The sequence below is a fragment of the Lysobacter sp. Root916 genome (assembly GCF_001429785.1).
Lineage (GTDB): Bacteria > Pseudomonadota > Gammaproteobacteria > Xanthomonadales > Xanthomonadaceae > Lysobacter.
On sequence record NZ_LMJF01000005.1, the window covers coordinates 1 to 14,835 of the forward strand.

Genomic DNA, 14,835 nt, shown 5'->3' on the forward strand with positions numbered 1-14,835 from the left:
AGCTGCGCGACGCTCTGCCCTTCCTCCACCCGCGTGCAGAACGCCAGCGTGTTGACGAAGAAGCCGATCAAACCTTCCAGTTCGCGCCGGTGGCGACCGGCCACCGGCGTGGCCACCACCACCGTCGACTGACCCGACAGGCGCGACAGMAGCAGCGACCAGGCCGCCATCAGCACCATGTACAAGGTTGCGCCGTGCCGCTGCGCCAACGCGCGCAAGCCCTCGGTCAGCGGCGCCGGCACCGTCAGCGCCCACTGCCCGCCCGCATGGCTGGGTGTGGGCGGGCGCGGACGGTCCTGCGGCAGTTCCAACAGCTCGGGGGCGCCGGCCAGGTGGCCGCGCCAGAAGTCCAGCTGCTGCGCCAGCACCGGGCCCTGCAGCGTCTGCCGCTGCCAGTGCGCGTAGTCCGCATACTGGATCGGTAACGGTGCCAGCCCGTCCGGCTCGCCCAGGCAGGCCGCGCGATACAGCGCCGCCAGTTCCCGCACCATCACCGCGTTGGACCAGCCGTCGCTCACGATGTGGTGCTGGTTCAACACCAGCACGTGTTCCTGCTCCGACACGCGCAACAGGCGGCCGCGGATCATCGGGCCGTTCGCCAGGTCGAACGGCGTGGCCAGTTCGTCGGCGATCGCCTGCTCGACGGCGTCCTGCGATGCCGCGTCTTCCTCGCGCAGCGCGAAGCCCTGCCCGGCCGGCATCACGAGCTGGCAGGGCACGCCGTCTTCGGCCACGAAACGCGTGCGCAGGCCTTCATGCCGCGCGACCAGTCCATCCAACGCCTGCCTGAGCGCGTCGCGATCCACGCTGCCGCTTAGGCGTAGCGCCGCGGGCAGGTGATAGGCGCGATCCGCGCTCGGGTCCAGCACCGACACCAGCCACAACCGCTGCTGCGCGAACGACAGCGGCAGGCGGCCGTCGCGCGACACAGGCGGGATCGGCGCGTCGCCACCGGACGGCGCGGCTAGCCACTGCATGATGGCCGCCTTGTGGACGGTCAATTGTTCGCGCAACGCAGGATCGAGTCTGCCTTGCGGGTCGCGCAACGACAGACCTCCGTTCTTGAGCGCCAGTTGGATGCCGCGTTCCCGGCAGGCTTCAAGTACGTCCAACATGCTCATAGTTCCGTCCATTCCTGTTCGAGCAGCTCGGCATCCGCCGGCGTGGCCGTCATGGCCTCACGCCAGGTGTCGAGCACCTGTTGCTGCTGCACGCAGCCGGCGAAGGCCTTGAGCGTGCGATGTGCGAAAAGCGCCTGAATCGGCACGGTGCATCCGAACTGCGCACCGATCTGCGTCACCATGCGTACGGCGAGCAGCGAGTGGCCGCCCAGTTCGAAAAAGTCGTCGTTGCGACCGATGCGCGGCAGCTCCAGCAGTTCCTGCCAGATCCCTGCAAGCATCGACTCCAGCCCATCCAGCGGCGCTTCATAAGCACGCTGCGCGCGTTCGCCCTCGCCGGGCGGCGGCAGCGCCGCGCGATCGAGCTTGCCGTTGACGGTCAGCGGGAATGCATCCATCGGCACGAAGGCGCCCGGCAACATGTGCTCGGGCAGCTGCGCCGCCAAGGCTTCGCGCAACGCCTCGGCCGTCCACGACGCGTCACTCGCCATCGTCAGGTATGCCACCAGCAGGCCGTCGCCGACACCTTCCTTGCGCGCCAGCACGGCCGCTTCACGCACGCCGGGCAATGCGAGCAGCGCCGTCTCGATCTCGCCGAGCTCGATGCGATAGCCACGCACCTTGACCTGGAAATCGTTGCGCCCCAGGTAATCCAGGCCGCCGTCGGGAAGCAGCCGCGCGAGATCGCCGCTCCGGTACATCCGGTTGTCGCCGCCGGCGAACGGGTCGGGTACGAAGCGCTCGGCGGTGAGCGCTTCGCGCCGCCAATAGCCGCGCGCGAGGCCGGCGCCCGCCACGTGAATCTCACCGATCGCGCCCCATGGCACCGGCCGGTACGCTTCGTCCAGCAGGTAGACCCGCAAGTCGGGCAAGGGTCGGCCGATCGGGCTCAGGCTCTGCGCCAGCATCGACGCGTCGATTTCCTGCCACGTGACGTGCACGGTGGTCTCGGTGATGCCGTACATGTTGATCAGGCGCGCAGCGCGACCGCCAGCCTGGTCGAACCACGAACGCAGGCGTCCCGGATCGAACGCTTCGCCGCCGAAGACGACCCAGCGCAACGATTGCGACCAGCCCGCATTCCCTTCCTGCGCGGCCAGAAGCGCCCAGAACGCGCTCGGCGTCTGGTTGAGCACGGTGACCTGCTCGCGTCGCAGCAGCGCGCCGAACGTATCGGCCGAGCGCGCGACGGCCTGCGGCACGATGACCAGACGCCCGCCGTAGAGCAGCGCGCCCCAGATCTCCCATACCGAGAAATCGAAGGCGAAGGAGTGGAACAGCGTCCAGACATCGCGATGCCCGAAGTCGAACAACGATTCGCAGGACGCGAACAGGCGCAGCACCTGCCGATGCTCGACCAGCACGCCCTTGGGCCGTCCAGTCGAACCCGAGGTGTAGATGATGTAGGCGAGACCGTCGGCGCGCGCTGTGCTCGTCGTATTATCGGCCGGCTGCCGCGACAGGGCGTCATGCAGGGTCTCGTCGTCGATGCACAGCACCGCCAGCGAGGCGTCGGCGGCAAAGCGCGTCGCGAGCGCAAGGCTGGTGATGAGCGCGGACGGCTCGCAATCGACCACCGTATCGCGCAAGCGGCCATCCGGATGCCCGGGGTCGAGCGGCACGTAGGCCGCGCCGGCCTTCAGCACCGCGAGCAGCGCGATCACCTGCGCGAATCCGCGTTCCAGACAGATCGCCACCCGCGCCTCCGGCCGCACGCCCAGGGCGCACAGGTGATGCGCCAGGCGATTGGCCTGCTCGTTCAATGTGCGATAGCTGAGCGACTCGCCCTCGAACACCAGCGCAACAGCGTCAGGTCGAGACGCTGCGCTGAGCTCGAAAAGTTCGTGCAGCGTTGCTGCGCTGGATGAATATACGGGCAGCGCATGGTCTTCGCCCACCAGCGTGCGCCGCTCGGAGGCCGGCATGACATCCAGGCGCTTGACCGCACACGGAGTGACGGTTGCGCCGCAGAGAGCTGTCAGCGCGGTCTCGAAGTAGCCCAGCAGTCGTTGCGGATCGAGGTCGCGGTGGCAGTCGATGCGCAGGTCGAAATCCGTGCCGAAGTCGTCCACCTTCGCGGTGAGCGGGAAATTGGCCTCATCGCCGCTGCTTTCGAGTATCCGCATGCCCGGCCAATCCAATCCCGCGTCGGCCTCGGCGAGGCTATGACGGAAATTGAGCAGGCTGGTCAACAACGGCATGGAAGCGGGCAGGCCGCTGATGCGCTGCGCGAGTGTCAGTGGCGCCTGCTCGTGCGCGAGCAATTCCAGCAACTGCTGGTGGCAGCGATGAACGAACGCGCGCGCGTCGCCTTCGTCGAGCTGCACGCGGAACGGCAACGTATTGATGTGCAGTCCCAACGCTTCGCCGCGACCGTCCGCGCCCTGCAGTCGCCCGGAGAGCACCGTGCCGAACACGACATCGTCGCGCCCGGAACAGCGGGAAACCACCAGCGCGAATGCCGCATGGAACAGCACCGAAACCGGAACGCGCAGTTGTCGTGCCGCATCGCGGAGAGCGGCACCCAGCTCGCTGTCCAGCGCTCGTGATGCCGTCGTCAGATCGTGAGCCTGCAGCTGCACGTCGAGCAGGCCGAACGGCGCACTGGGCGCTTCCAAACCCGCCAGGTTTTCACGGAAGAAGGTCGCGTGCACGTCTTGTGGTATCAGGCATGCTTCGGCCACCACGTTGCGGAAGAGCGGGGCCGGCGCCGGATCCAGACGTCCGCCGCGCCAGTCGTCGAGCTCGGCGAGCACCCGCTCCATGGTCAGGTGATCGCAGGTGATGTGGTGATGCAGCAGCGCCGCCAGCCAGCGGCCGTTCGCGCGGTCGTGCGCGATCTCCATGTGCATCAGGGGGGCGCGGCGAAGGTCGAGACGGATCTTGCCCGGGTCGGCCTGCTCGCGCAGCAGTGCTTCGGCGTCCTCGCCCGGCCCCACCGCGCATTCGTGCACCGACAGCTCCGCCCGACGACGGATGATCTGCACCGGTTGCGACAGGCCCTCCCAGTAGAAGGCGCTGCGCAGGACTTCGTGCCGGTCGATCATCGCCTGCAAGCCGATGAGCAGTTCGTCCAGCGTGGCGCGGTCGTCGAACGCCAGCATCACCCGCGCCAGGTAGAGATCGCCGTGCTCCTGCAGCAGGTGATGGAACAGCATCCCTTCCTGCATCGGCAGCAGCGGATAGATATCCTGGATATTGGCGACACCGCCCGGCACCGAGTCGACAATGCGATCGATCTCTTCCTGCGACAAGGACACCAGCGGCAACAAGTCGGGCGTTATGACCCGCGTCGCCGGCATCAGCAGGTTCGGCGGCACCAGGGTGATGGCGCTCCCACGACGCAACACCGCGGCGCACTCACGCAGAGTCGGTGCGGCGAAGATGTCACGCACCTCGGCGCGCAGACCCGCCGTGCGCAACTGCTCCATCATCGCCATCACCAGCATCGAATGGCCGCCCAGTTCGAAGAAGTGATCCTGGCGTCCCACCTGCTCCACACCCAGCAACTCGCCCCAGATGCGCGCCAGTGTCTTCTCCATCTCGCCCTGCGGCGCTTCGTACTCGCGCTGCACCAGCGAGCTGCCGTCCGGCGCGGGCAGCGCCTTGCGATCGAGCTTGCCGTTCGGCGTCAGCGGGAACGCGTCGAGCACCATGAAGGCGCTCGGCACCATGTACTCGGGCAACTGCGTTTGCAGCGCTTCGCGCAACTGCACTCCCGTCGGCTCGACTCCCGCCGCCGGCACCACATACGCCACCAGCCGCTTGTCGCCCGGCACGTCCTCGCGCGCCAGCACCACCGCTTCGCGCACGCCGGCACACGCCGTCAGCCTGGCTTCGATCTCACCCAGCTCGATCCGGAAGCCCCGGATCTTGACCTGGAAGTCGTTGCGCCCCAGAAACTCGATCGTTCCGTCCGGCAACCATCGACCCAGATCCCCTGTTCTGTACATGCGCGCTTGCGGGTCGGCGCTGAACGGATCGGCCACGAAGCGCTCCGCCGTCAGCTCCGGGCGGTTCAGATATCCACGCGCCACGCCCGCTCCGCCGATATACAACTCACCGGCCACGCCCTGCGGCACCGGTTCGCCACGCGCGTTCAAGAGATAGACCTTGGCGTTGGCAACGGGCCGACCGATCGACACGGCTCCCATCCCGGCGATGTCCGCGGCGCCATCCAGCGCAAACGCAGTCGCGTTCACGGTCGCCTCGGTCGGACCGTAGTTATTGAGCCATCGGCATCGCTGCGCATTCGGGTTGGCATGCCATGCGTGCAGATGGTGTAGCTCCACCGACTCACCGCTGACGATCACCAGCCGCAACGCGCCGCCGGGCGAGCGCGCAGGCGTCTCCGCAAGCCATCTTGCCCATGCGCCCCAGAACGCAGTCGGCAAATCGACCACGCTGATCTGTTGCGCCTCAAGAAATCCGCTGAATTGATCCAGGCTCAGATGTCTTGGGCGGAGAACCAGCGTCGCACCGACGGACAGGGTCGGCATCATCTCCGCAATCGAACTGTCGAATGCGAACGACGCGAACTGCAACACACGATCGGAGCGTTCGAGCCCGCACAGGCGAATATGGCCGGCGATGAAACTCATCGTGCTCGCATGCTCGACCATCACGCCCTTGGGCGTGCCGGTCGATCCGGACGTGTAGATCACGTAGGCCAGGTGGCGCGAGGTCAGGCCACGCGCGCGTGAATCCGGATTATGCGTAGGCTGTGTCGCCAGCAACGCTTGGGCTTCGCTCGTATCCCACCGCAGCGTGGGCACGCCGCATACCGGCAAGCGCTCCTCCAACGTCGCCTGCGTCAGCAATGCCACCGGCGCACTGTCCTCCAGCATGTACGCCAGCCGCTCCGCCGGATAGTCGGGGTCCAGCGGCACATACGCCCCGCCCGCCTTCAGTATCCCCAGCAGCCCCACCACCATCTCCAGGCTGCGCTCGACGCAGATCGCCACCCGGTCGTCCGGCTTCACGCCCTGCGACAGCAGGTAATGCGCCACCTGGTTCGCCCGCGCGTTCAACTCGCCGTACGTCAGACGGCGGTCTTCGTAAACCACAGCCGCCGCATCCGGCTGCGCGGTCGCCTGCTGCTCGAACAGCTCGTGGATCAGCGACTCGCGCGGATAGTCGACCGTGGTCGCGTTGAACTCGGACAGCACCCGCTCGCGCTCGGGCGGAGCGCGCTCGGGCGGAGGCAGAACATCCAGGGCATGCAGCGAACGCGCTCCATCGCGACGCAGCTCCGCGGTCAGGCCCTCTATGGTGTGGGCGAAGTATCCGGCCAGGCGTGCCGCGTCCAAGCCGTCGACGACCTGCACCGTCAGCGCGAACCGGTCGCCGAAGTCATCCACGTCCACCGAAATCGGATAATTGGTCGTTTCCTCGGATGCAAGCAGGCGCATGCCTCCCGGCATGGCGGAGAGATCGCCGTCGTGCCGGCAATTCAGCAAAGTCGTGAACAGGGGCAAGGACGACGGCACGCTGCTGCAGCGCTGCGCGAGCGAAAGCGGGGCGTGCTCATGCTCGAGCAACTCGGCCAGGCGGCGCCGCGTCTGGTCGACGGCGTCCGCCGCCGTGCCCTCCGCCACCACCCGGATCGGCAGCGTATTGATGAACATGCCCCAGGCACGGTCCGCGCCGCCCGCGCCATGCATGCGCCCGGACAGCACCGTGCCGAACACCACCTCGTTGCGACCTGTGCAGCGCGCCAGAACCTGTGCCCATGCCACATGGAACAGCGCGGCCGGCGATACGCCGCGTCGGCGAGCCTCCGCGCGGATATCGCGCCCAAGCGACTCGTCCAGCGGCAGCCCGACGGTCTGGAATGTCGCACCGCTCTGCCGCGCATCGAGCACGTCGAACGGCGCCGTGGGCTCGTCGATGTGCGCCAGTTCCTGGCGGAAATAGGCCTCGTGTGCTGCCGCAGGCACGCGCAGCGCCTGCGCCACCAACTGGCGCATCGGCACCTCATCGGCCAGATCCGCACCGTTTCCACTGCGTATCGCATCGATCTCGGCAAGCGCCAGGGCCAGCGTCACGTGATCGCAGACCAGGTGATGCTGCAACATCGACAGCATCCAACCGCCCGCGCGGTCTTCGGCGACGTAGGCCGCCAGCAAGGGCGCACGGGTGAGATCCAGCCGCAAACTGCGCGGATCATAGCCCAGGCCTTGCTTCANTCGCAGACCAGGTGATGCTGCAACATCGACAGCATCCAACCGCCCGCGCGGTCTTCGGCGACGTAGGCCGCCAGCAAGGGCGCACGGGTGAGATCCAGCCGCAAACTGCGCGGATCAGAGAGCCCGGCAAGTTCTTCCAGGGCGTCGCCCACACCCGGCAAGGCCAGTTCGTGCACGGGCACGCGCGCCTGTCGATAGACCACCTGCACCGGCGTCGACAGTCCTTCCCACACCACGGCGGTACGCAGGATGTCGTGACGCGCCACCACCACGTTCAGCGCGCGCAGGAAATCATCGAGTTCCTCGCGGCGATCGAACGCAAGCAGCGCCCGCAACAGGTAGGTGTCGCCCTCGCCATCCAGCATGTGATGAAACAGGATGCCTTGCTGGGACGGCAGCAGCGGATAGATGTCCTGGACGTTGGCGACGCCACCGGGCACGGTTGCGACAACGCAGTCGATCTCAGCCTGCGTCAGGCTGACCAGCGGCAGCAGCTCCGGCGATATCGACCGCAGCTCCGGCGTCAGCAGGCTGGGCGGTACGGCCTCCGCCTCTTCCACTTCGCCACGACGCAAGGTGGCGGCGTAGGCGCTCAATACCGGCGCGGCGAACAGGTGGCGCACTTCGCCGCGCAAGCCCTTCGCGCGCAGACGCGTGGTCATCGCGACCACCAGCAGCGAATGCCCGCCGAGCTCGAAGAAGTGATCGTGNAGGTGGCGCACTTCGCCGCGCAAGCCCTTCGCGCGCAGACGCGTGGTCATCGCGACCACCAGCAGCGAATGCCCGCCGAGCTCGAAGAAGTGATCGTGGCGACCCACTTGCTCGATATTCAGCAGCGACTGCCAGATCTCGGCCAGCTCTTGCTCGATCTCGCCCTGCGGCGCCTCGTACTCGCGCCCCATCAGCGACGTTGCGTCCGGTGCCGGCAAAGCCTTGCGATCCAGCTTGCCATTCGGTGTCAGCGGGAACGCCTCCAGCATCAGCAACGCGCTGGGCAGCATGTACTCCGGCAACTGCGCGCTCAGCTGCAGACGCAGCTCGGCCGCGCTGATCTGCGCGCCCGCCTCCGCCAACCAGTACGCCACCAGCCGCTTCTCGCCCGGCACGTCCTCGCGCGCCAGCACCACCGCCTCCCGCACACCCTCGCAGGCGCTCAACCTGGCTTCGATCTCGCCCAGTTCGATCCGGAAGCCGCGGATCTTCACCTGGAAATCGTTGCGCCCTTGGAATTCCAGCGTGCCGTCTTCGCGTACATGCGCGCCTGCGGGTCGGCACTGAACCGATCGCGCACGAAGCGTTCGGCCGTCAACGCCGGCTGGTTCAGATAGCCGCGTGCCACGCCATCGCCGCCGATATAGAGCTCGCCCGTCACACCCACCGGMGCCGGCTCGCCGCTGGCATCCAGCACGTAGATMCGGGTATTGCCGATCGGCCGGCCGATCGGCACCGAGCGCGCCTGCGCATCCAGCTCGACGATCTCGTGCGTGCTGGCGAACGTGGTCGTCTCGGTCGGTCCGTAGCAATGCACCAGGTGCGCAGGGCGCGMACCCTGCAACACGCGACGCACCACGTCCGCGTCGATCCTGTCGCCGCCGAACAGCAGATAGTTCAAACGCTCGAAAACCGGCCCCAGCGCATCGGCATACTGATGGAACAGGCCGGCGGTCAGGTGCAGCACCGTCGCCTGGTGGCGTTGCAGCGTCTCGCCCAGCGCCGCCACATCCAGCAGGCAGGCCGGGGTGATGACGATCAGCCGCGCGCCATGCAGCAGCGTGGCCCAGATCTCCCAGGTCGCCGCGTCGAACGCCGGATTCGCGCACAGCGCCACGCCGTCGGTCGCGCYCAGCGGGACGTACCGATCCTGCATCACCAGACGCAGCACCTGCTGGTGCTCGACCATCACGCCCTTGGGCGTTCCGGTGGAGCCGGAGGTGTAGATCACGTAGGCCAGCTGAYGCGAACTSGCACCGTGGGCACGGGTATCCGGATTGTGGTCCGGATACGCGGCCAGTTCCGCCTCGCTGTCGTCCAGCACCAGTTGCGGCACCGCGCWCGTCGGCAGGCGCTCGCGCATGGCCGATTGCAGCAGCAGCCGCTTGGGCGCGCTGTCTTCGAGGCACGTAGGCGCCGCCGGCCTTGAGGATGCCCAGCAGGCCGATGATCAGCTCCGCCGAACGTTCGCAGCACAAGGCCACGCGCTCGTCCGGCCGCACSCCCTGTGCGATCAGGTAATGCGCGATCCGATTAGCGCGCGCGTTCAGCTCCGCATAGGTCAGCACGCGGTGCTCATCCACCACCGCCACCGCGTCCGGAGACTCGGCCGCCTGCTGYTCGAACAGYTCGTGGATCAGCGACTCGCGCGGATAGTCGACCGTGGTCGCGTTGAACTCGGACAGCACCCGCTCGCGCTGCGCCGACGTCAGCAGCGGCAGCGCATCAAGCCGTTCGGTTGCAGCCGAACCGAGCGCCGACGCCATGGATGCCAGCACATGCTCGAAATAGCCGCAGATCGCCTCCGCATCGATGCCGGCGACGCATTGCGCGGTCAGCGTGAAATCCTGCCCATTGTCGTCGACCGACATCGAGAGCGGATAGTTCACTCCGTCTTCGGTGCCCAGCACCCGGAGGCCGTCCACAACCGGCATCATGCTGCCGATCGCCGCCGTGCCGCGGCTGTGGCGGTAATTGAACATGGCGGTGAACAGCGGCAGCATCGGCGGCACGTCGCTACACCGCTGCGCGAGCGCCAGCGGCGCTTGTTCGTAGGCGAGCAGCTCCAGCAATTGGCGATAGGCGTCCTGCAGGGCCTTTTCGACGGAAACCCCGCGCAACGAGAAACGTATCGGAAGGTTGTTGATGAACATGCCCACCGCCCGGTCCGCGCCTTCCGCGCCTTGCAGGCGCCCGGAAAGCACGGTCCCGAACACCACGTCGTCACGCGCGGTGCATGCACCCAGAACGCGCGCGAAAGCGACGTGGAACAGGGTCGTGGAGGACACCTTGGCAACGCGCGCGCATTCGCGCAACGCCGCTGCCAGCGAATCCGGAAGCTGACGCTGTACCGTGCGCAGATCCGCCGACGTCTGGTGGGTATCGAGAATGCCGAAAGGCGCGGTCGGCTCGTCGATGCCGGCCAGCACCTTGCGGAAGTAGGCCTCGTATTCCGCCTGCGGCACGCTCGACGCTTGCTTGATGAGCGCGCGCAGCGACGGCGATGGCACCGGCTCCGACCATCCGGGCAACAAGCGCTGGCTCAACTCCGCGCGCACCAGCTCCGAGGCGGTGCGGTCGCCGAGAATATGGTGATAGAGCAGCGACAGCAGCCATTCGTTACGTTCGCGATCTTCCACGATATAGGCGGCAAGCAGCGGCGCACGACGCAAATCGATCTGGACCTGGCGCGGATCGGTGCGCGCGTCGAGGATGGCGACGGCATCCTCGCCCGCCTCGACCTGCAGCTCATGCACCGGCAGCGACGCTTCGCGTTGCACCACCTGGATCGGTTGCGGCATGCCTTCCCACAGGAAGGCGCAGCGCAGGATGTCGTGCCGCTGGATCACCTCGTCCAGCGCCGCGAGGAAGCGATCCAGCAGTTCCCTGCTCTCGAACGCCACCTGCGAACGCGACAGATAGGTGTCGCCTTTCGTTTCCAGCAAATGATGGAACAGCATGCCTTCCTGCAGCGGCACGAGCGGATAGATGTCCTTGATATTGGCGGCGCCGCCCGGAATGGACGCGACCACGCGATCGATCTCGTCCTGATTCAGCGTCACCAGCGTGATCATCTCGGGCGAGAGATGCTTCGTGCCTGCTGGGATCGACGCATCCTGCTCGTCCTCGCCGGATGCCTCCACGGGACGTAGTCCCCTCGCGTACTCGGCCAGCGTCGGCGCACCGAAGATCGCACGCACTTCGCCGACCAGGCCTTGTTCGCGCAAGCGCTCGACCAGGGCCACCACCAGCAACGAGTGCCCGCCCAGTTCGAAGAAGTGGTCGTGCCTGCCGATTCGCGGCTGGTCCAGCAATGCCTGCCATACCCGCGCGACGACCTCCTCGATCTCCCCTTGCGGCGCTTCGTAGGCACGATGCCCCCAGTCGTCCGCCTGCGGCATCGGCAGCGCGGAACGGTCGAGCTTGCCGTTGGCGGTCAACGGCAGGCGGTCGACGAACAGATAGACCGACGGCTGCATGTAATCCGGCAGGTGGCCGGCCAGCTTGGCGCGCAGGCCGGCGACACCCGGCTCGACGCCATCGAGCGCGGCGATGTACGCAACCAGTTGCCGTTGGCCGCCGCGTTCGTGCACGGCAACAGCGGCCTCGCGCACGCCCTCGCAGGCGAGCAGGTGCCCCTCGATTTCACCGAGTTCGATGCGGAAGCCGCGGATCTTGACCTGCTGGTCGCGGCGCCCCAGGAACTCCAGCGTGCCGTCCGCACGCCAACGACCGAGATCGCCCGTGCGGTACATTCGCGCTGCCGCATCGGCGTGGAACGGATCGGGGAGGAAGCGCGTTGCCGTTTCCTCCGGCCGTCCGAGATAGCCGCGCGCGATGCCGGCGCCGCCGATGCAGATTTCGCCGACTACGCCCGTCGGCACCGGCTGCAGTCGTTCGTCCAGCACATACAGGCGAGCGTTGTTGAGCGCGCGCCCGATCGGCAGGCGCGCCATCGGCTCGCCCGTGCACTCATGGGCCGACGCCGCCACCGTTGCCTCGGTGGGGCCGTAGACATTGAACAACCGGCGACCCACCCGCCAGCGTTCCGCCAGCGCGGGCGGACAGACATCGCCGCCCACCACCAGGCAGCGAAGCTCCGGCAAATCGTCATGCACGCAGGCAGCCAGCGCCGCCACCGGCAGCATCACCACGCTTACGCGCTGCTGGCGTAGGGTCCGTTCGAGCGGACCGCCCGGCTGCAGTTCCTCACGGCCCGCGAGGCACAGGCAGGCGCCATGCGCCAGCGCCATGAAGAGGTCGGCCGCGCAGACATCGAACGACAGCGCGGCGAACTGCAGGACACGGTCGCGCGGCGACAGCTCCAGCCACTCGCCGTGCGCCAACGCCATGTTGAGCACGCTGGGGTGCTCGACCATGACGCCTTTGGGCATGCCGGTCGAACCGGAGGTGTAGATCACGTAGCAAAGATCGTGCTCGCCCGCGTCCGGATCGTCAGCCAAATCGGTTTGCGGCAGGCGTCGCGCCAACAACGGCAAGTCCGTATCGAGGCGCAGCACCGGGATGTCCAGCGCCGGCAGGACGTCTTCCGCCTCCGACTGGATCAGGATCGCGCTCGGGCCGCACTCGGCCAGGATGTGGGCCAAGCGCGCACGCGGCAGCGACGGATCGAGCGGCACATAGGCACCACCCGCCTTCAGCACGGCCAGCACGGCGACCACGAACTCGAAGCTGCGCTCCGCCACGATCGCCACGCGCTGGTCCGGCGCCAGTCCCTGCGAGCGCAGATGATGCGCCAGCGCATTGGCGCGCGCATTGAGCGCGCCGTAGCTCAGGACCTCGCCCGCCAGCGAAAGTGCGGGGGCCTCGGGTTGCGAAAGCGCCCAGGCCTCGAAGCGCCGATGCACGCGCTCACCGCGCACGCGTTGCACGACCGGATTCGACTCCACTTGCGCGAGCGCTTGTCGCTGCTCAGCGGAAAGCAACGGCAACGCGCCGGCCGCTGTCGCGTCGGCCGTGACCATGCAGCGCAACACCTGCGCGAGCAGTTCGGCCACGCGCTCGATCGTGCCGCGTTCGAACAGCGCCGCAGCGTAGATGATCTGGCCGGACAGGCGATCGCCCACATCGGTGAGGTGCAGGGAAAGATCGAAGTGGGTATCGACCGTGGCCTGTTCGACCGGAGCCAGAGTCAGACCAGGCAATGCCAGCGTGCCGCCGGTCGGCTCGTTGTGCCAGGTGAAGCTGACTTGCGCCAATGCGGCGTGGCTGAGGCTGCGCTCCGGCTGCACCGCCTCGACCACTTGCTCGAACGGCAGGTCCTGGTGGGCGAACGCCGAGAGCGTAGTCTCCTTCACCGCGGCGACGATCGCTGCCACCGTAGCGGAGGGCTCGACACGCACGCGCAGCGCGAGCGTATTGACGAAGAAGCCGATCAAGTCTTCCACTTCGCGCCGTTGCCGCCCGGCCACCGGCGTGCCGATGACCAGATCGTCCTGGCCGGTGATGCGCGACAGCGCGATCGCCCAGCCGGCCATCAGCACCATGTAGAGCGTCGCGCCGTGCCGCTCGGCGAATGCGCGCAAGTCGCGCGCGAGATCGGCCGGGCAGTCGAAGAGTACGAGATCGCCGCGATGGCTCTGGATCGGCGGGCGCGAGCGGTCCAAGGGCAGGTCGATCAGGCTGGGCGCGCCGGACAGATGCTCGCGCCAGAACGCCATATCGCGCTCGAGCCGTTCGCCGTGCATGCGCTCGCGCTGCCAGAGCGCGTAGTCCGCGTACTGCACCGCCAGCGGCGGAAGCGGATCGGATTGCCCCATGTGGAAGGCCGGGTACAGCGCGCCCAACTCGCGCACCAGCACCGCCATGGACCAGCCGTCGCTGATGACGTGATGCATCGTCACCAGCAGCACGTGATCGTCGCTATCCAGGCGCACCAGGCGCGCGCGGATCAACGGTCCGCGAACGAAATCGAAAGCTGCGCGCGCCTCGTGCAGCGCGATCTCGTCGAACGCCGCCGATCGCGCGTCGCCGGACAGCGCCGACAGGTCCTGCTCGGGCAGCACGAACGACCGGTCCAGGACATCGAGGTAGGGCACGCCGCCGTCATCGGGGAAAAAGCTGCGCAGAACTTCATGACGCTCCCAGATGCGCGCGAGGCTCGCCTTGAGCGCATCGACATCGAGCGCACCCGTCAGGCGCAGCGCCAGGGGCAGATGGTAGGCAAGACTGGCCTGGCTATCGAATCGCTCGACAAACCACAGACGCTGCTGCGCCAGCGACAGCGGCAGGCGCCGATCGCGCGCCACCGGGACCAGAGGCGGCTCCGGACTAGCCGTTGCGTCCGCTGCGGGCAAGGCGGCCGCCAGAGCCATCAGGGTCGGCGTGGAGAACAACAGCCTGAGCGGCATTTCAACGCCGCGGGCCTCGCGCAGGCGCGAAGCAAGTTGCACCGCCAGCAGCGAATGCCCGCCCAGTTCGAAGAAGTGGTCGTGCCGGCCCACGCGCGGCACCTCAAGCAGTTCCTGCCACAGCCGCGCAAGGGTCTCTTCCACCTCGCCCTGCGGGGCTTCGTACTCTCGTTGCGCCACCGCGCCCGACTGCATCGTCGGCAACGCCGCGCGATCCAGCTTGCCATTGGCCGTGCGCGGCAACTGCGCCATCGCCACCAGCGAGGACGGCAGCATGTAGTCCGGCAGGCGCGAGGCCAGCTGCGCGCGCAGGCTCGCCGCGCTCTCTTCTTCCTCGCCCGCCGCTGCCCAGTACGCCACCAGCCGCGCGTCCGCGCCTTCGCCCAGCAGCAGCACCGCCGCCTCGGCCACGCCCGGCAGCGCTTCCAGCTGCGTCTCGATCTC

Annotated in this window: 2 protein-coding genes; both read right to left on the reverse strand. The window is 67.7% G+C overall.

Annotated elements, in window-relative coordinates; translation table 11 throughout:
* Positions 1 to 1,115 (reverse strand): condensation domain-containing protein (locus ASE35_RS07655; RefSeq protein WP_235570023.1); only part of this gene is annotated, 1,115 nt, incomplete at its 3' end.
* Between the two features lie 2 nt (positions 1,116 to 1,117).
* Positions 1,118 to 7,276, reverse strand: coding sequence for a non-ribosomal peptide synthetase (locus tag ASE35_RS07660; protein WP_235570024.1), 6,159 nt, complete (start codon positions 7,274 to 7,276; stop codon positions 1,118 to 1,120).
* Positions 7,277 to 14,835: the final 7,559 nt, after the last annotated feature.